The following is an 18,059-nucleotide window of genomic DNA, read 5'->3' as shown; positions in this document are numbered from 1 at the left end:
AAATACCGATTTAAATCAGTCTATCGTTCGTGGGGCGATTCTCCGCACATTGAGGCTGCTGGTGTGGCTAGGGCACCAGATAGCCTCTGACCCCGGTAAAGATGATCTGCGCGGCCAGTGCGCAGACGAACAACCCCATCAGGCGACTGACGATCTGTAAGCCCTGGTCACCGAGAATCCGCTCGATGCGGCTGGACAGGTAAAGCACCACGCCAACGGTGAAACTGGCCAGGGCGATGCTGATGATGGCCATGAGTTTGTCGTCCCAGTGCGGCTGGCTCACGCCCATCACCAGCAAGGCGCCAATGGTGCCGGGGCCGACCGTCAACGGAATGGTCAGCGGGACGATGGTCACGTCCTGCTGAACATTATCTGTCTGTACGGCTGATTTGCCTTGAGCCATGCCCAGCGCCGAAATGAATAGCACGCTGCCGGCGCCGATGCGGAATGCATCCACGGTGATGCCGAACACGCTGAAAATCACCCGTCCGAACAAATACAGCAATACGCTGGACACCAGCGTCGCGATCGCGACTTTCCAGGCCAGGCGCCGTTGTTCCTTGCGCGAGTAGCCGCGAGTCAGGCCGATAAAACACGACAGCACGAAGAAGGGGCTGTAGAGCACCAGCATCTTCAGATAAACGCTGAACAACACATGAAGCATGGTCGAGGCTCAAGGCGGAGAAAGACGTCGGGAGTCTATCAGGCGTTTTGATGTCTGTCGGCTCAGGACGTCTGCGCGGTACGATTCTGCTGGTCGCGCTGGGCCACCCAGTGTTCGATCAGCTCGCGCAGTTGCGACAGTTCCACCGGTTTGGCCATATGGCCGTCCATCCCGGCCTGACGGGCGCGCTCCTTGTGCTCGGCCAGGATGTGCGCGGTGAGTGCGACCACGGGGGTGCGGGTTCGCTGGTTACCCATTTCCCAGGCGCGTAGCTGTTGCGTGGCGGAAAAGCCGTCGAGGATCGGCATTTCGCAGTCCATCAAGACCAGGTCGTAGCGCTGCTCCTTCATGGCCTTGAGGGCTTCCTCGCCGTTGCTGGCGGTGTCGGGTTGCAGGTTGAGCTTGCCAAGCATGCCACGGATGACCTTGGTGGAAATGCTGTTGTCTTCGGCCACCAGGATGCGGAAGTCGCTGGGTACTTTTACCGGAACGACAGGGCCTGTGCCCGTCGGTATGCTCGGTGCCTGGCCTTTGTTGCGCTGGTTGAGTTCGTCCGCCAGGGTGGTCTTGAGGGTATAGCCGGCCACCGGTTTGGCGAGGATGCGCTTGACCCCGCTGTTGCGTGCCACGACCTTGCTCGGCGCGTTGCTGATACCGGTGAGCATGATCAACAGGATGTCGTGATTCAGGCTCGGGTCTTCCTTGATCTTGGCCGCCAGTTGCATGCCGGTCATGCCGGGCATGTTCTGGTCCAGCAGCACCACGTCGAAGTAGTCCCGCAGGTGTGCCTTGGTGCGCAGCAGCGCCAGGGCTTCCTTGCCCGAGGGTACGGCGCTGACGTTCAGGCCCCAGGCGCTGCATTGCTGTACGAGCACTTTGCGGCAGGTGTCATTGTCGTCGACGATCAACACCCGCGCCCCTTGCAGCGGACCATCGAGGTCGGAGGTCGGATGTTCGAGGCGATCCGGGTCCAGGGGCAAGGTCAGCCACAAGGTACTGCCCTGGTTGCTGCCGCTTTTGATGCCGAACTCGCCGTGCATCAGCATGATCAATTGACGGGCGATGACCAGGCCCAGGTTGCCGCCCAGGCGGGTGGCCGAGAGGAAGTTCTTGCTGTGCAATTCGGCATGCATCAGCGTGTCGCGCTCTTCGGCGTCCATGGGCGTTCCGCTGTCCTGCACCGCGATGCGCAGGCGCGGCTGATTGCTGCGCTCGTCCAGCGCCACGACAATCAACACTTCGCCTTCGTCGGTTTTTTTCAGGGCGTTTTCCAGCAGGCTCAGCAGCGCCTGGCGCAACCGTGTCGGGTCACCGCTGATCACTCGCGGCACTTGGGGCTGGATAAAGCTGATCAATTCGACATTTTGCTGTTCGGCTTTGGCGCGGAAGATGCTCAGGCAGTCTTCGATCAGCGCGTTGAGGTCGAACTGCACGTCGTCCAGTTCGATCTGCCCGGACTCCAGCCGGGAAATGTCGAGGATCTCGTTGATCAGGGTCAGCAGTTCGTTGCCGGCGCTGTGGATCGTCTGCACGTAATCGCGCTGCTTGACCGACAGCGGTGTGCCCAGCAGCAGCTCGGTCATGCCCAGTACGCCGTTCATCGGCGTACGGATCTCGTGGCTGATCTTGGCCAGGAACTCGGCCTTGGCATTGATCTCGGCATTGCTTGCCGCCAGGTCGCGGCTGATGCTGAAACGGCTCTCGTTGATTGAGCGCTGGCGCTCGCCCAGGGCAACACTCATCAGCAGGCCGCTGACGCAGATGAACCCCAGCAGGGTGATGATCAGGCCCTGGGGAGCGACTTCCGTCAGCCCTTGCAGGGCTGGAAGGATGATCAGCGTGCCCAGGTTGAAAACCACCATGGCGGCGACAAACAGCCGTGCCGGGCGATAGCCCTTTTGCCAGTGCCAGGCGCTGACGAACAGCATGCTCAGGCCGGCCAGCGCAACCAGGGCATAGGTCATGATATTGAGTGGCAGTGTGTTCACGAACAACAGCAACAGGCTGCACAGCGTGATGAACACGATGTCTCCCAGCAGCAGCCGGTTCAACGGGTGCGGGCCCAGGGGCGCGAAGAAGCGGTAGGCGAACATCAGGCCGCAGGGCGCGGTCAGCAGCAGGGCCAGATAGGCCCCCGGCGTCTGAATGGCCGGCCAGTCGGGCAGCCAGGCGCCTGCCAGGTTCAACAGCAGCACCAGGCTGAGCATCAACAACCCTTCGCAGGCCGCCAGCCACAGGCAACTGCGTGAGCGGGTATAGGCGTAGCGGGTCAGGTTGTGCAGGATCAGCATCGCGATGCAGCCGAACAGCAACCCGTAGATCAGCGTCTGGTTCTGATTGGCCGCCGCCTGTATCGCCGGTTCCAGTGTGACATAGGGCCGCAGTTCGTGCCGGGACGCCAGGCGCAGGTAGACGTCCAGCTGTTTGTCGCTGCGCGGCAGGGCCAGCAGGTAATCGCTGCTGGGCAGGGGGTGTTCAATACGTGGCAGGGCATCGCCGCCGACCTGTTGGTCCACCAGGGTATCGCCGTCCAGCACATAGAGGTTCAGGCGAGACAGGTCGGGTGCAAAGATACGCAGTATTTGTTCATGTGGGTCGGGGGCCAGCCGGAAACGCAACCACAATGCCCCGCCCGGCTCGGCGGCCCTCAGGCGGTCCAGGTCGATGGGGCTGAATTGATTGGTGTAGCGGGCAGAACGGATGTCGCTCAGCTTCAGGTCGCCCTGTTCGTCGAGCAATACCGCCCAACCACTGCCTGGCGCGGCCTGAGCCGGGAGCGTGCAGAGCAGTGTCAGCAGGGTGACGGTTAAACCTATGGCAATCCTGAGCCAGCGCACGGCGAAATCCCTTCGTAGGTTGATGCCAGATTATAACTATGCGCGGCGCCGGAGCAGACAGGCAAGGGCCATGGGCGCTTGCCGGTCTGAATGGCCGGGTTATTCCAGATTTTCGCCACGCTCGCGGGCAATGGCGCGGTAGCCAATGTCCTTGCGGTAGAAACAGCCTTCCCAGTCGATCTCGGCGGCAAGCTTGTAGGCCTGCTGCTGAGCCGCGTCGACACTGGACCCCATGGCGGTGGCGCAAAGCACGCGACCGCCGGCGGTGACCACCTGGCCATCCTTCAGCGCGGTCCCCGCATGGAAAACCTTGCCTTCCAGCCCGGCTGCAGCCTCCAGGCCTTGTATCGCTTTACCTTTAGCGTAGTCGCCCGGGTAACCCCCGGCTGCCAGTACCACACCGACGCTTGGACGCGGATCCCACTGGGCTTCGACCTTGTCCAGTGCCTGGGCCAGGGCGGCTTCGACCAGCAGCACCAGGCTCGATTGCAGGCGCAGCATCACCGGCTGGGTCTCAGGATCGCCGAAACGGCAGTTGAATTCGATGACTTTTGGGTTACCAGCCTTGTCGATCATCAGGCCGGCATACAGGAAGCCGGTGTAGACGTTGCCTTCCTCGGCCATGCCGCGCACGGTCGGCCAGATGACCTGGTCCATGACCCGCTGATGGACCTGGGCGGTGACCACCGGGGCAGGGGAGTAAGCACCCATGCCGCCGGTGTTCGGGCCGCTGTCGCCATCGCCAACACGTTTGTGGTCCTGGCTGGTGGCCATTGGCAGGATGTTCTTGCCATCGACCATGACGATGAAGCTGGCTTCTTCGCCGTCGAGGAACTCTTCGATCACCACCCGGGAACCGGCGTCCCCGAAGGCATTGCCGGCCAGCATATCGCGCACGGCGTCTTCGGCTTCGGCCAGGGTCATGGCCACGATCACGCCTTTACCGGCGGCCAGACCGTCGGCCTTGATCACGATCGGTGCGCCTTTTTCGCGCAGGTAAGCCAGGGCCGGATCGATCTCGGTGAAGTTCTGGTAGTCGGCGGTCGGAATCTTGTGACGTGCCAGGAAATCCTTGGTGAACGCTTTCGAGCCTTCCAGCTGCGCGGCGCCGGACGTCGGGCCGAAGCAGTCCAGGCCACGGGAGCGGAACAGATCGACCACACCGGCGACCAGCGGCACTTCCGGGCCGACGATGGTCAACGAGACGTTCTTCTCGGCGAAGTCGGCCAGTTGTTCCAGGGCCAGCACGTCGATGGCGACGTTTTCGCATTTGGCTTCGATGGCGGTACCGGCATTGCCCGGTGCCACGAAAACCTTCTGCACACGCGGATCCTGAGCTACTTTCCAGGCCAGGGCGTGTTCACGGCCACCGCTGCCAATGATCAAAACATTCATTTCACAAACCTCGAAAACTGTGGGGGCGCTGCAATCCCCTGTAGGCGCTGACGAGTGAAACGAGGCTGCGATCTTTTGATCTGGCTGTGATGCGAAATCAAAGATCGCAGCCTCGTTTCACTCGTCAGCTCCTACAAGGGGAGCGGTGTATCAGTGACGGAAGTGGCGCATGCCGGTGAACACCATGGCGATGCCGGCTTCGTCGGCGGCGGCAATCACTTCATTGTCACGCATCGAACCACCCGGCTGGATCACCGCAGTGATGCCGACCTTGGCCGCGTTGTCGATGCCGTCGCGGAACGGGAAGAACGCATCGGAGGCCATGACCGCGCCCTGTACCTGCAAACCGGCGTGTTCAGCCTTGATCGCGGCGATGCGGGCCGAGTTCACGCGGCTCATCTGGCCGGCGCCGACGCCGATGGTCTGGCGGTTCTTGGCGTAGACAATGGCGTTGGACTTGACGTACTTGGCCACTTTCCAGGCGAAGATCAAATCGTTGATTTCCTGTTCGCTTGGGGCGCGCTGGGTCACCACTTTCAAATCTTCGCTGCCGATCATGCCGATGTCGCGACTTTGTACCAGCAGGCCGCCGTTGACACGCTTGTAGTCCCAGGCCGGCGCGCGGTCGGCCGACCATTGACCGCAGGCCAGCAGGCGCACGTTGGCCTTGGCGGCGACGATGGCACGGGCTTCTTCGCTGACCGAAGGGGCGATGATCACTTCGACGAACTGACGCTCGACGATGGCCTTGGCGGTTTCGGCGTCCAGTTCACGGTTGAAGGCGATGATGCCGCCGAATGCCGATTCGGTGTCGGTGGCGTAGGCCAGTTCGTAGGCCTGGCGGATGCCGCCCTCGGCGTCGGGGCTCACGGCCACGCCGCACGGGTTGGCATGCTTGACGATCACGCAGGCAGGCTTGACGAAGCTCTTGACGCATTCCAGCGCCGCATCGGTGTCGGCCACGTTGTTGAACGACAGTTCCTTGCCTTGCAGCTGGGTGGCGGTGGCGATACCGACTTCGGCAGGTTTGGCTTCCACATAGAACGCCGCGCTCTGATGCGGGTTCTCGCCGTAGCGCATTTCCTGGGCCTTGACGAACTGGGTGTTGAAGGTGCGTGGGAATTCGCTGCGGCCTTCGGTCGACAGGGTTTCAGCGGCCTGGTTCACGGTGCCCATGTAGTTGGCGATCATGCCGTCGTAGGCAGCGGTGTGTTCGAAGGCCTTGAGCATCAGGTCGAAACGCTGGGCGTAGGTCAGGCCACCGGCCTTGAGGTTTTCCAGCACGCTGGCGTAGTCACTGGCGTTGACCACGATGGCCACGTCTTTGTGGTTCTTGGCCGCCGAGCGGACCATGGTCGGGCCGCCGATGTCGATGTTTTCAATGGCGGTCGGCAGGTCGCAACCTGGCTTGTTGATGGTGGCTTCGAACGGGTAGAGGTTGACGGCCACCAGGTCGATCGGCTTGATGCCGTGCTCGTTCATGATGGTGTCGTCGATGCCGCGACGACCCAGGATCCCGCCGTGGATCTTCGGGTGCAGGGTCTTGACCCGACCGTCCATCATTTCCGCAAAACCGGTGTAGTCCGCGACTTCCACTGCGGCGACGCCGTTGTCTTGCAGCAGCTTGAAGGTCCCGCCGGTGGAGAGGATCTCGACGCCCAGCTGTTGCAGTTCGCGGGCGAATTCGAGGATCCCGGTCTTGTCGGAGACGCTGATCAAGGCGCGGCGGATCGGCAGGCGGGTGGTCTGGTCGGTCATTTCAATTTCCATCAAAAGCAAGGGAAGTCAGCAAAAAAGGCGACCGTTTTTTACGCGGGCGCCTTTCTGGTTTGATTGAATGCTTACAGCAGATCGTACTGCTTGAGTTTCTTGCGCAGGGTGCCGCGGTTCAGGCCCAGCAGCTCACTGGCCTTGGTCTGGTTGCCCTTGACGTAGTTCATCACGCTCTCGAGCAGAGGTGCCTCGACTTCCGAAAGCACCAGGTTGTACACATCCGTGACGGCAGCGCCCTCAAGGTGGGCGAAATAATTGTGCAGCGCCTTCTCGACACTCCCGCGAAGGGTCTGACCTTCTTCGCTGGGCGTATTGAGGTGCTGTTTCAAATTTACGTTGTCGCTCACGGGTGTTATTCCACTCACTAAAGTCTCGGTCATCATCGTCATGCGGCCACCCCTTCGTCCCCTGTCAGGCTCTTGTAACGCTCAGCGAAGAACGCCTGAACGTCGGCGCATTGTGCTTGCGTACCATCCAAACGATTGAAACGGGCGCGAAACTCCCTGGCGCCCGGCAGGGTTGCGAGATACCAGCCCACATGCTTGCGAGCGATGCGTACACCCATGACTTCTCCGTAGAAGGCATGCAGCGCGGCCAGATGCTCTAGCAGAATACGTTCCACCTCGGACAGTTGCGGCGCAGCGAGCTTTTCGCCGGTGCGCAGGAAGTGTTCGATTTCACGAAAAATCCATGGCCGCCCCTGGGCAGCCCGGCCGATCAACAACCCGTCGGCACCCGTCGCGTCCAGCACGTACCGGGCCTTTTCGGGCGAGTCGATATCGCCGTTGGCAAAGACCGGAATCGACACCGCCTGCTTGATCGCGGCGATGGTGTCGTACTCGGCCTCGCCGGTGTACAGGTCGGCACGGGTGCGGCCATGCACCGCCAGCGCCGTGATGCCTGCCTGTTCGGCGATCTTCGCCACCGTCAGGCCGTTCTTGTTCTCCCGGTCCCACCCGGTGCGGATCTTCAGGGTCACCGGCACATCGACTGCGGCGACGACCGCCTGCAGGATCTCGGTGACCAGCGCTTCATCCTTCAACAGTGCCGAGCCTGCAGCCTTATTGCAGACCTTCTTCGCCGGACAGCCCATGTTGATGTCGATGATCTGTGCGCCCAGCTCGACATTGGCCCGGGCCGCCTGCGCCAGCATCTGGGCATCGCCACCAGCGATCTGCACCGAGCGGGGCTCGGGATCGCCTTCGTGGATCATGCGCAGACGCGATTTGCGGGTGTTCCACAAACTCATGTCGCTGCTGACCATTTCCGAAACTACCAGCCCGGCGCCCAGTCGCTTGCACAGCTGACGAAAGGGCTGGTCGGTGACGCCCGCCATTGGGGCGAGAACCAGGCCGTTCTGTAATGTATATGGGCCGATGCGTACCGCCGACATAGGACTTCCCTGAAGTGGGGCCGGATCATGAGACTTCGAAAAAGGGTTGGCATGATACCCGCTCTCGATGACTGGATAAAGGTCGAATTGGATAAAATCTGAACAGCTATTTTGTTATCGCCAGCGGTTTGGTTCGGGTGCGCTGAGTCAGAAAGCTGCCGCCAATCGCCCGGCCCGGGTGTGCATCACTCTGGTGAATGAAAGCTCAGGCTGTAGTTCACCGCTTTCGGTCCCGGGTCCAGGATATCCAGGGCAATATGAATGGGCGTCTGCGGCGGCATTTCTCCCAGGCCTTCGACATCGCCGCCCAGATATTCACCGGGCTTGAAACGGCGACTGGCGATCAAATGCCCGTTGAGGTCGGCGAAACGCAGCTCCAGCAGCGGGAAAGGCTGGGAGAACGGCGCACGGTTGTAGATGATTGCGTCCACCACCAGGGCGCCGCTGAACTCCGGATGGCTGCGCACCACCAGGTTACTGCTTTTGATTTTGGCGATGTCGACCTTGGATGGCACGTCGCAGCCGATGGTCGGGCAAATCTGCAGGAACCACGGGCGATACTGATCCTGACGGGCCAGTTCTTCGAAGTGGTAGGCGATGTACTGGCCGGCCAGGGCCGCGGCGGCAAACAGTATCAACAGGCCCCATAGCAAGCGCCGGCCCCAGGGCGAGCGACGCTTGCGCCAGTCCAGTTGCAGCGGATCGTCATCCAGATCCTGAAGGGCCTCGGCGCGTATTCCGGGTTCATGGCGCTCGCGTGCCTTGCGCGTCGGCACCGCCTGCAGCGTTGCTTCGTCGTGATCGTCGTGATCATCGCTGGCAGACAAGCTCTCAAAGTGTTCGTGGGGCTCGTCGTCCGGCTCCAGGCGTAGCGGGGTGACCGGTTCGTCGTCCGGTTCCAGCGGTTCCAGCGCCAGGGACAAGGACGGTTCGGTGCGCGGAGGCCGGGCCGGTTCATGGGGCGCGAACGGTTCGACCGGGGTCTGGAGGGTCGTTTCGTCGCGCTCGCTGGCGGATTCGCTGTACAGGCTGTCGGACCAGGGCTCCTGGTCGTTCGAGAGCGGGTCGCGTTGCGCGCTCAGGTTGTCTTCACGACGTCGGCCGAAGGTATCCGGCGCACGCTTGTCACGCCGTTCCAGTCGAGCCAGTTCCTTGTCCAGATCATCGAGGTCCAGCTCGGCGGCGGTCCATTGCTTCTGGCTGATCGCACGGGGCGGGGATTCGGCAGCGGGCGTCTTGATTGGCGGTGCCAGGGGCGTGACGGTTTCCTTGGCAGCATGCTGTTCGAGCAATTGCCGTGCGGCATTGAACACTTGCAGGCACGAGCCACAGCGAACCACCCCGCGGGCCACGCTCAATTGAGTGTGGCTGACGCGAAAACTGGTGTGGCAATGCGGGCACTGGGTGACGAAGCTGTCAGTCATGCGGCAATCCGGTTGATACAGGCGCCCATTCTAGCGCCGACGACCGGTGATGCGCACCCAGCCATCGCGACTGGCGATGGGGTCCAGATCAAAGTCTGCGGCATAGGCCGCAGCGACTTCTTCACCCTGTTCGGCCAGGATGCCCGACAGCGCCAAGCGTCCGCCCGGCTTGACCAGGCTCGACAACTGCGGCGCCAGGGACACCAGCGGACCGGCCAGGATGTTGGCCACCAGTACGTCGGCCTGAACCTGTGGCAAGTCTTGCGGCAAGTACAGGGGGAACAGCTCTGGGGCAATGTTGTTGCGCCCGGCGTTGTCGCGGGAGGCTTCCAGGGCCTGGACGTCGATGTCGGTGCCGACCGCTTCCTTGGCGCCCAACAGCAGCGCGGCAATGGCCAGGATCCCCGAGCCGCAGCCGAAGTCGAGTACGTTGCAGTCTTTGAGGTCCTGGCCGTCGAGCCATTCCAGGCACAACGCGGTGGTCGGGTGCGTGCCAGTGCCGAACGCCAGCCCTGGGTCCAGCAGCAGGTTCACCGCATCCGGCTGCGGCGCGGCATGCCAGCTCGGCACGATCCACAGGCGCTGACCGAAGCGCATCGGCTGGAAGTTATCCATCCAACTGCGTTCCCAATCCTGGTCTTCGATCACTTCGCTGTGATGCTCGGGCAACGGGCTGCCGGTGAGCAGCTCCAGATGTGCCAGCACGCTGGTCGGCTCGGTGCCACCTTCGAAAAGGGCCAGCAGGTGAGTGTGGGACCACAACGGCGTGGTATTGAGTTCCGGCTCGAAGATCGGCTGGTCTTCGGCGTCCATGAAGGTTACCGATACGGCGCCGACTTCAAGAAACGCGTCTTCGTAGGTTTCGGCTTGTTCCGGGCTGATAGCCAGACGTACTTGCAGCCAAGGCATGGCGGGCACCTTTGGAAAAATCTACTGGGGGCAGCGCAGGGCTGCAAAGGCGCGCAGTGTACGCCAGGTCGCCGTCAAAGTGGATAAGCGAGTCTTGCGCCGCCCTGCTGGTGTTTCGAGATATATATGTATGACATGCGGGCGCTGGCGGGCGGATAAGGTGCGGGTCCACACAACAGGGAGGAATGTGATGGACAACACTGCCGAGCGGCAAGGCAACACGAGCGGCGCGGGGCCGGTATCTTCCCCGCAGGCGGAAACTGCACAAGTCATTCTGGAGAGGCTGGCTCGTTGGCAGGCTGCTATCGACCAGCGACTACACGCCCAGATGACCTTGCTGGAGGTGCTGGAAGAGTATGTGTTGGTCGAACTGCGCAACCACTATTACCACGGCAACATAGACCCGCATTTCATTGGCACCCTGCTCGACACGGTGCTGCAACGCATGATCGATCAGAAACCGCTGGTTAGCGATGAAGAACAGGAGGCGCCCTACCGCTGGCCGGACGGGGCTGACCTGGGTTTTCCGACTGAGCGCCAGGCGACTATTGTCCAGGCGGTGGAGGGGGGCGCCTCGGGTTTTATTCATCACTACAAGGACTATCTGCGACGCCATTGGCGAATGGCGGAGCGCGACGCCTCGCTTGAAGCGCTGCTCAAGCATAAGCTCGATGAGCACATGGCTGCAGTCGAGCTGCTTTTCCAGCCTGGTTCCTTGGAGGGCCTGGAGGTCGATGAGCTTAGAGCGAAAATCGAAGCGCTCCAGCACCGCTGGCGGCAGATGAGTCAATTGACCGCATTGGCGACGATGCAGGAGCGTCAAAGCCTTGAGGCCATCGCGCGTTTGCAATTGTCTGATTGGTTGCGAGGGCTAAGCGAAGCTGATCATAAAAAGCTGAGGGCTTTTCAGGACCAGACCTCCCAGGCCCAGGCACTGCTGGATGGACTGCTCGATGGCCTGGGTTCGCGGCAGGCTTTTGCCCGGCATCTGGTCAAGGATTATGTCAGGCGTGAGCGGGACATGGACGTCGAGCCGGACCGCATTCGAGTGCAACTGCAGTGGCGAAGTGTGATGGGGCAGCCGGTGCAGACCCGTAGCCTGAGCGAGTTGCTGGCGGCCGGCCCCATAAGGCCGGACACCGTGGCGGTGTTTCTGGTGGAAAACGGCGCCATGCTGCGTAACCAGCCGCTTTCGCCAGCATTCATTAGTCAATTGCTGGCGGATGTTGATGCCCCGGCCGGGTACTTGCAGGCACTGGTCGACCTGTATGGCCGAGGGGATCTGAAAGACGCCATGCTCGATTGGTTCTCGGCACGATTGCAGCAAAGTGCGTTCATAGCCCGCTGTGCGGGTCATTTGAAGGTGACCCACCATGAAGCTCTCAAGGCTCTGTGGGAGGGCGAAGCTTCGGAGCAGTCCGCCAGCGTTCTGCGGGTTAGCTGTCTGGTGCTTCCAAACACGTTGAAGTGTGCCGATTTGCTCTTGTTCTATCGCGAGGACCTGCAAGGCGACCTGCTGTTGTACGCCCCCGACAAACCGGATGGCCAGGAGTGGATCGAATTGCCCTCGCTTTGGGCCGTGAGCGTGGAGATAGGCGCCTGGACCCGCAACGAAGCCGGTCGCGAGTACCTGCTGCAGCGGATCTCTGCGGGAGATCGGGGCGTGGCCCGGGAATACTTTGCCCGTGTGGCAGACAAGCCGATGACATGGGATACAAGCCGGGATCCCAGAGGTGCGGTGGCTGGCTTCAAGGCTTGCCTTGAAGACATCGTTGCAATGGGCCTGAGCAACAACCTGGCACAGGTGGCATTGGACGAATCGCCTCGCTGGTACTCCGCCCTGCCGATAGAGGCGCGGCGAACCATCAGCAGCTTGAGCCAGGAACTTCTGGTCCATCAGCAGGTGTTCAATAAACAGCTGGAGGGCTACGAAGTCTTCGTGGATTTCGCCAAGCGTGTCGTCACGCAAGCGATTGCTCCTTACATGCGCAGCAAGGGCGTGCAGGCGCCGGTCGATCCCGAAACGGTGCTCATCGACTACAACCCAGGGTTGGCGGACGGCAAGACGAAGGTCGCCAGCCTGCTGGAGCTCGTTATCCATGGGTATGACGATAACTCGGGTATCGACAATCCCAGAAAAGGTGTGCGCTCCTCGGTGGGGCAGGACCTGGGGCAGGTCCGCAGTGCGGAGCTTGCGTCCTATATCCGGCGGGCATACGTGGGCGAGCAGTATGTACGGGAGGTCCGTGCCAGGTTCCTCGATGCCAGTGCCCCTGAATACACCGCACGGCGCAATGCCTACCGCAGCCTGTTGCTGACCCGGATGGACCGTGACCTGCGTGTCGCAACGGGCAAATCCCAGTTGAGCGCGAATGAGTTTTGGTGGCTTACCCGCCAAGTCACCCTACTGGGTGAGTCGGTGCCAGTGTCCGGTCCGGTGTATTCGGGGACCGTCGTGCAGCGCGAAGGGGTGATCAGGTTTTCCGTCGGCGGCCATATCGTGATGGGCGTCTACGTCTTCGCCTACTTCGATCCGAAGGGCGCCTATTGGCTGTACACGCCGGACGCTCCGGACGGTGTCACGTTTCGCCGATACCAGGACTTTTCCGGGGCGGTCGCCACGCGCCTGCATGACTATGTGCTGCAGCGGGTCGCGCTCGGCGCCCGCACGGCCGTCAGGCGTTCGTTGGCGGCGCTGGCGGCGACGAGCATTGGCGTCGACACATTGCGCGAGTTCAATCGAGTGAACGATATCCAGGCGGAGTTCGATGCCTACATCGAGCGCGCGCTCAGCGATGTGGAAGACGTCACCAAAAGTCGCGCCGAGGTGATCAGGCAGCAGATCATCAAGGGGCTGCTGTTTGCATCGGCTCCCGTGTGCCTGGTTTACCCGCCCTTCGCCTTACTGCTGGATGTCGCCTTTATTGCCGTCAGCGTCAAACAGGCCGCCGAGGCGCATGGGCAGGGCGATACGGATCGTGCGCTGGGCCACTGGCTGATGGCCTCCTGGGGCCTATTGTTCGCTGCCTTGGGGGGCGGGACCGTTGTTCCGCTACTGGGGCGGGCGGCCAGAAGCCTGAAGCTTGTCGTGAAGCCCATGTCACTGTCCGAGCAGCGCTTGGCAAGCATGGCGCCGCTGATTGCCAAAGAGCCCGGGCCGGTGATCCAGCCCATACGTTTCAAGCCGAAACAGGCGGTCGGCAAAGCGCCTGAGAATCTGGAGCTGGTAACCGGGGAGAGCATCTTCCAAGGCACCTATCGCAGCCCGCCCAGCGCATCGCAGCCACACACTACTCATTACATCCGCAGTAAAGGCAAGTACTACCAAGTGAAGGAAGACCCTTACTTCGGCGGTTTGTGCCTGGTGGATGCCAGTCGCCCCGGCGCCTTGTACAACCTGCCCATCCGCAGGGTGGGGAAGGGCAAGTGGGTACACAACGAGGTCGGGTTGAAAGGGGGCAATGATCAGATGCTTGTCCTGGGACGAGTGAACGATTTGCGGGAAGCGTTTCCCGGTCATGTCTTCCCGGATGTATCAAGGGGCGCGTTGCAGGGCGAGGCCGTGGTGGCAAGGTTCAGCGAGGCCGCGGCGGATAACTATCTGTTCTCCCTGAACGCGCAGACGTGCGTGATCGCGTCGTTGTATAACCCGACCACCAAGGCGGGGGCCGTTATCCATTTCGATCACAATATCCGCGCGCTGATCGAGCGCAGTCTGCGGGACGTGACGCGACGCCTGGGCGCAAACACAAAGGATATTCGTACGACCCTGGTGGGTGGCGACTGGCTGACGGGGGCTGACATTGGCGGACGGGTCAGGTCGGCGATGCGGCGCCAGGGGCTGCGACCCACCTGGGATCATTGGTCGTATTCGTCCTGCTTCGGCAATATCTATGGTGTTTCACTGGATCTGCGCAGTGGTGTCACGACGGTATTCAAGACATCGGCCAGTCAGGTCGAACGCTACTACATACCGGTGCTGGCGAGGGCGAAGAAGGGTTCTGATCCGGTGTCGGTGCGGGCTCGTGGATTCATGACGCGCGTGCGCAGCGAACCGCTGGTAGCCAATGCCAGTGGTGCCGTTCTCACCCCGCAGGGTCGGCCAGCGACTGCGGCACAGATCGAAGCCCACGCGTTCCTTACGGTGGCGCTGAGCTGATCCATTTGGCCGTTATCCTTAAAGAGCAGGCAAAAAAAGACCCCGGCCAATGGACCGGGGTCTTTTTACATCACTTGAAACATCAGTGCTGGTTGCCCAGCTTGTGTTCCAGGTAATGGATGTTGACGCCACCTTTGCAGAAGCCTTCGTCGCGGACCAGGTCGCGGTGCAGCGGGATGTTGGTTTTGATCCCGTCTACCACGATTTCGTCCAGCGCATTGCGCATGCGCGCCATGGCCTCGTCACGGGTTGCGCCGTAGGTGATCAGCTTGCCGATCAACGAGTCATAGTTCGGCGGAACCGCATAACCGCTGTACAGGTGCGAGTCGACGCGAACGCCATTGCCGCCCGGGGCATGGAAATGCTTGACCGTACCAGGGCTTGGCATGAAGGTTTTCGGGTCTTCGGCGTTGATCCGGCATTCCAGCGAGTGGCCGCGGATCACCACGTCATCCTGAGTGAACGACAGTTTGTTGCCGGCGGCGATGCTGAGCATCTCCTTGACGATGTCGATACCGGTGACCATTTCCGAAACCGGGTGCTCCACCTGAACACGGGTGTTCATTTCGATGAAGTAGAAACGACCGTTCTCGTAGAGGAACTCGAAGGTGCCGGCGCCGCGGTAGCCGATGTCGATACAGGCCTTGACGCAGCGTGCCAGGACTTCCTGGCGAGCCGTCTCGTCGATGCCCGGTGCTGGCGCCTCTTCGAGAACCTTCTGGTGACGACGTTGCAGCGAGCAGTCGCGGTCGCCCAGATGAATGGCCTGGCCCTGGCCGTCGGACAGCACCTGGACTTCGACGTGACGTGGGTTGGTCAGGAATTTTTCCAGGTAGACCATCGGGTTGCCGAATGCTGCACCTGCTTCGGAGCGGGTCAGTTTCGCCGAGGAAATCAGGTCTTCTTCCTTGTGTACCACGCGCATGCCGCGACCACCGCCGCCACCGGCGGCCTTGATGATCACCGGATAACCGACTTCACGACCAATGCGCAGAGCGGTTTCTTCGTCTTCAGGCAGCGGGCCGTCGGAACCCGGAACGGTAGGTACACCGGCGGCGATCATGGCGTGCTTGGCCGACACCTTGTCGCCCATCAGGCGGATGGTGTCGGCTTTCGGACCAATGAAGGCAAAACCGGAGTTTTCGACCTGTTCGGCGAAGTCGGCGTTTTCCGCCAGGAAACCGTAGCCAGGGTGAATGGCGGTGGCGCCGGTCACTTCAGCGGCGGCGATGATCGCCGGGATGTGCAGGTAAGAGTGCGCAGCCGACGCCGGACCAATGCAGACGGATTCGTCCGCCAGGCCCAGGTGCATCAGTTCCTTGTCGGCCTTGGAGTAAACGGCGACGGTCTTGATGCCCATCTCTTTGCAGGCACGCAGAATCCGCAGGGCAATTTCACCGCGGTTGGCGATCAGGACTTTTTCCAACTTCGCAGGTTTCAACATCGAAAGCTCTCCGCGGTTCAAACGATGGTGAACAGCGGTTGGTCGTACTCAACCGGCTGGCCGTCTTCAACGAGGATGGATTCGATCACACCGCTGGTTTCAGCTTCGATGTGGTTCATCATCTTCATGGCTTCGACGATGCACAGGGTGTCGCCTTTCTTCACGGTCTGGCCGACTTCAACGAAGGACGGCGAGGACGGGGAAGACTTGCGATAGAACGTGCCTACCATTGGCGAACGGGCAACGGTGCCGTTGAGCGTTGGCGCGGCAGGTGCTGCTGGAGCGGCGGCGGCAACTGGCGCTGCTGCCGGAGCAGGCGCGGCGGCTGGAGCCTGCATCGGTGCCGGCGCGTAGAACTGCTGGGCCGGGGTCTTGCTGTGACGGCTGATGCGTACGGACTCTTCGCCTTCCTTGATCTCGAGCTCGTCGATGCCGGACTCTTCCAGCAATTCGATCAGTTTCTTAACTTTACGGATATCCATGAATCATCAACTCCCAAGGGTCGGTCAGGGGCGCTTAACGCTTGTTGTTCAAGCTGTTGCCTGTTTTTCAAGCTGTTCCAGGGCGGCCTCCAGGGCCAGTCGGTAACCGCTGGCGCCAAGGCCGCAGATCACTCCCACCGCTACATCGGAGAAGTAGGAGTGATGGCGGAAAGGTTCGCGTTTGTGCACGTTGGACAAATGCACTTCGATGAATGGGATGCTCACTGCCAGCAGCGCGTCACGTAATGCGACACTTGTGTGCGTAAAAGCAGCGGGATTGATCAAAATGAAGTCCACGCCTTCGCCACGCGCGGCATGGATGCGGTCGATCAATTCATATTCGGCGTTGCTTTGCAGGTAGAGCAGATGATGGCCGGCATTGCGGGCCCGCTGTTCCAGGTCCTGGTTGATCTGGGCCAGGGTCACGGCCCCGTAGACGCCCGGTTCGCGGGTGCCCAGCAGGTTCAGGTTGGGTCCGTGCAGGACCAATAGGGTCGCCATCTGCTGTTCCTTGTTATCTGTGAGCAGGTGTCAGAACTCGGAGACTATGCCGCAAAGCCTTTATGACTGTCCAGTTCTCTGCAATAGCCAGCACGATGACCGATGTTTGCGCGAAATTTGTGACCATGCTCCTTGATCCGGTCACCGCACTTGAGGAGCCCGCGCTAAACCCTGTGGGAGCGGGCTTGCCCGCGAAGGCGGCGGTACATTCGACATTGATGCAAGCAGACCTACCGCTTTCGCGAGCAAGCCCGCTCCCACAGAGGGCTGGGGGTTTAAACCCGGAACGCCTGCACGGCGGTGTGCAACCGTCCCCCGAGCACCAGTAGATTGTCGCCCTGTTCCCGCCCTTGGCCGATGCGCAGCAGGTTGTCCCCGCCCAATTGGTGAATCCGCTCGCTATGGTCGCGGATTTCGCTGACGGCGCCGCTTTGTTGGGCGGTGACGTCGGCGATGCGCACTGCGGTTTCGGAAATGGTCTGGATGGCCCCGACGATTTTATCCAGTGCGCCGTCGGCCGCTTGTGCCTGGTTGGCGGTGGCTTCGGCGTGTTCGACCTGAGCGCGCATGCCGTCCACCGACTGGCGCGCGGCCAGTTGCAAGCGGGCGATCAGTGTCTGGATCTCGGCAGTGGCGCCTGCCGTGCGTTGGGCCAGGGAGCGGACTTCTTCTGCTACCACCGCGAAGCCCCGGCCCATTTCCCCGGCGCGAGCGGCTTCGATGGCGGCGTTGAGGGCCAGCAGGTTGGTTTGATCGGCAATCGAGCGAATCACCGTCAGCACGCCGCCGATGGTGGCCGATTCCTCGGCCAGTTGTTCGATCATTTGTGCGTTACCTTGCACCTCGCCCACCAGCGCATGCAGGCCGGTGAGGCTCAGGCCGATGACCTTCTGGCCCTGTTCCACGGCATGCCCTGCGCTGCGGCTGGCGTCGGCGGCCTGGCTGGCGTCACCCGCCACCTGCTGAATGGTCGCTTCCAGCTCGCTGAGGGAGTCACGGATCAGCGCCGTGTCACCGGCCTGGTGCTCGGCGCCGCTGTGCAGTTCGCCGCTCAGTTCAGCCAGTGCCCGGCTGCTGC

At 61.6% G+C, this 18,059-nt stretch carries 12 protein-coding genes and 1 pseudogene; 1 reads left to right on the top strand and 12 read right to left on the bottom strand.

Annotated elements, in window-relative coordinates; translation table 11 throughout:
• Positions 1 to 67 precede the first annotated feature (67 nt).
• The 8 genes from BM132_RS00300 to prmA all read right to left on the bottom strand — a co-directional run bounded on the left by BM132_RS00300 (position 68) and on the right by prmA (position 10,395).
• On the bottom strand, positions 68 to 664 hold the full coding sequence (locus tag BM132_RS00300) for a MarC family protein (RefSeq protein ID WP_047227382.1): 597 nt from the start codon (positions 662 to 664) through the stop codon (positions 68 to 70).
• A gap of 62 nt (positions 665 to 726) precedes the next feature.
• Positions 727 to 3,501, bottom strand: a complete 2,775-nt coding sequence (locus tag BM132_RS00295) for a hybrid sensor histidine kinase/response regulator (RefSeq protein ID WP_092452213.1) — start codon at positions 3,499 to 3,501, stop codon at positions 727 to 729.
• A 99-nt stretch (positions 3,502 to 3,600) separates the two neighbouring features.
• Positions 3,601 to 4,896 carry a phosphoribosylamine--glycine ligase gene (gene purD, locus BM132_RS00290; protein WP_092452209.1) on the bottom strand — a complete coding sequence of 432 codons (1,296 nt, stop codon included), beginning with the start codon at positions 4,894 to 4,896 and terminating at the stop codon, positions 3,601 to 3,603.
• A 150-nt stretch (positions 4,897 to 5,046) separates the two neighbouring features.
• Positions 5,047 to 6,654, bottom strand: a complete 1,608-nt coding sequence (purH, locus tag BM132_RS00285) for a bifunctional phosphoribosylaminoimidazolecarboxamide formyltransferase/IMP cyclohydrolase (RefSeq protein WP_092452206.1) — start codon at positions 6,652 to 6,654, stop codon at positions 5,047 to 5,049.
• 83 nt (positions 6,655 to 6,737) lie between these two features.
• Complete coding sequence (fis, locus tag BM132_RS00280; protein ID WP_025211617.1) at positions 6,738 to 7,058, bottom strand: DNA-binding transcriptional regulator Fis; 321 nt, start codon at positions 7,056 to 7,058, stop codon at positions 6,738 to 6,740.
• Positions 7,055 to 8,062, bottom strand: coding sequence for a tRNA dihydrouridine synthase DusB (dusB, locus tag BM132_RS00275; protein WP_092395889.1), 1,008 nt, complete (start codon positions 8,060 to 8,062; stop codon positions 7,055 to 7,057). Before dusB ends, fis begins: the two co-directional genes overlap by 4 nt.
• Before the next feature lie 185 nt (positions 8,063 to 8,247).
• On the bottom strand, positions 8,248 to 9,486 hold the full coding sequence (locus tag BM132_RS00270) for a DUF3426 domain-containing protein (RefSeq protein ID WP_092452203.1): 1,239 nt from the start codon (positions 9,484 to 9,486) through the stop codon (positions 8,248 to 8,250).
• Between the two features lie 30 nt (positions 9,487 to 9,516).
• Positions 9,517 to 10,395, bottom strand: a complete 879-nt coding sequence (gene prmA / locus BM132_RS00265) for a 50S ribosomal protein L11 methyltransferase (protein WP_092395893.1) — start codon at positions 10,393 to 10,395, stop codon at positions 9,517 to 9,519.
• A gap of 190 nt (positions 10,396 to 10,585) precedes the next feature.
• On the opposite strand from prmA, the gene BM132_RS00260 reads away from it, so the two are divergent.
• On the top strand, positions 10,586 to 14,554 hold the full coding sequence (locus BM132_RS00260; protein WP_092452200.1) for a type III effector 1: 3,969 nt from the start codon (positions 10,586 to 10,588) through the stop codon (positions 14,552 to 14,554).
• Between the two features lie 82 nt (positions 14,555 to 14,636).
• Here the strand turns inward: BM132_RS00260 and accC are convergent, their stop codons facing one another.
• The 4 genes and pseudogenes from accC to BM132_RS28820 form a co-directional block, all read right to left on the bottom strand.
• Positions 14,637 to 15,998 carry an acetyl-CoA carboxylase biotin carboxylase subunit gene (gene accC / locus BM132_RS00255; RefSeq protein ID WP_092452197.1) on the bottom strand — a complete coding sequence of 454 codons (1,362 nt, stop codon included), beginning with the start codon at positions 15,996 to 15,998 and terminating at the stop codon, positions 14,637 to 14,639.
• Positions 15,999 to 16,015: 17 nt separating this feature from the next.
• Entirely contained in the window at positions 16,016 to 16,480 is a 465-nt protein-coding gene (accB, locus tag BM132_RS00250; protein ID WP_053118072.1) for an acetyl-CoA carboxylase biotin carboxyl carrier protein, read from the bottom strand.
• A gap of 48 nt (positions 16,481 to 16,528) precedes the next feature.
• A complete protein-coding gene (gene aroQ / locus BM132_RS00245; protein WP_018605716.1) occupies positions 16,529 to 16,981 on the bottom strand; it encodes a type II 3-dehydroquinate dehydratase in 453 nt (150 codons plus the stop codon).
• A 275-nt stretch (positions 16,982 to 17,256) separates the two neighbouring features.
• Positions 17,257 to 17,763: pseudogene (locus BM132_RS28820) on the bottom strand (methyl-accepting chemotaxis protein); the annotation flags it as partial.
• Between the last annotated feature and the right edge of the window lie 296 nt (positions 17,764 to 18,059).

The organism is Pseudomonas sp. NFACC45, from assembly GCF_900113505.1.
Classification (GTDB): domain Bacteria; phylum Pseudomonadota; class Gammaproteobacteria; order Pseudomonadales; family Pseudomonadaceae; genus Aquipseudomonas; species Aquipseudomonas tehranensis.
The sequence above is the reverse complement of the archived record's forward strand: the minus strand, read 5'-3'. Positions and strand labels throughout refer to the sequence as shown.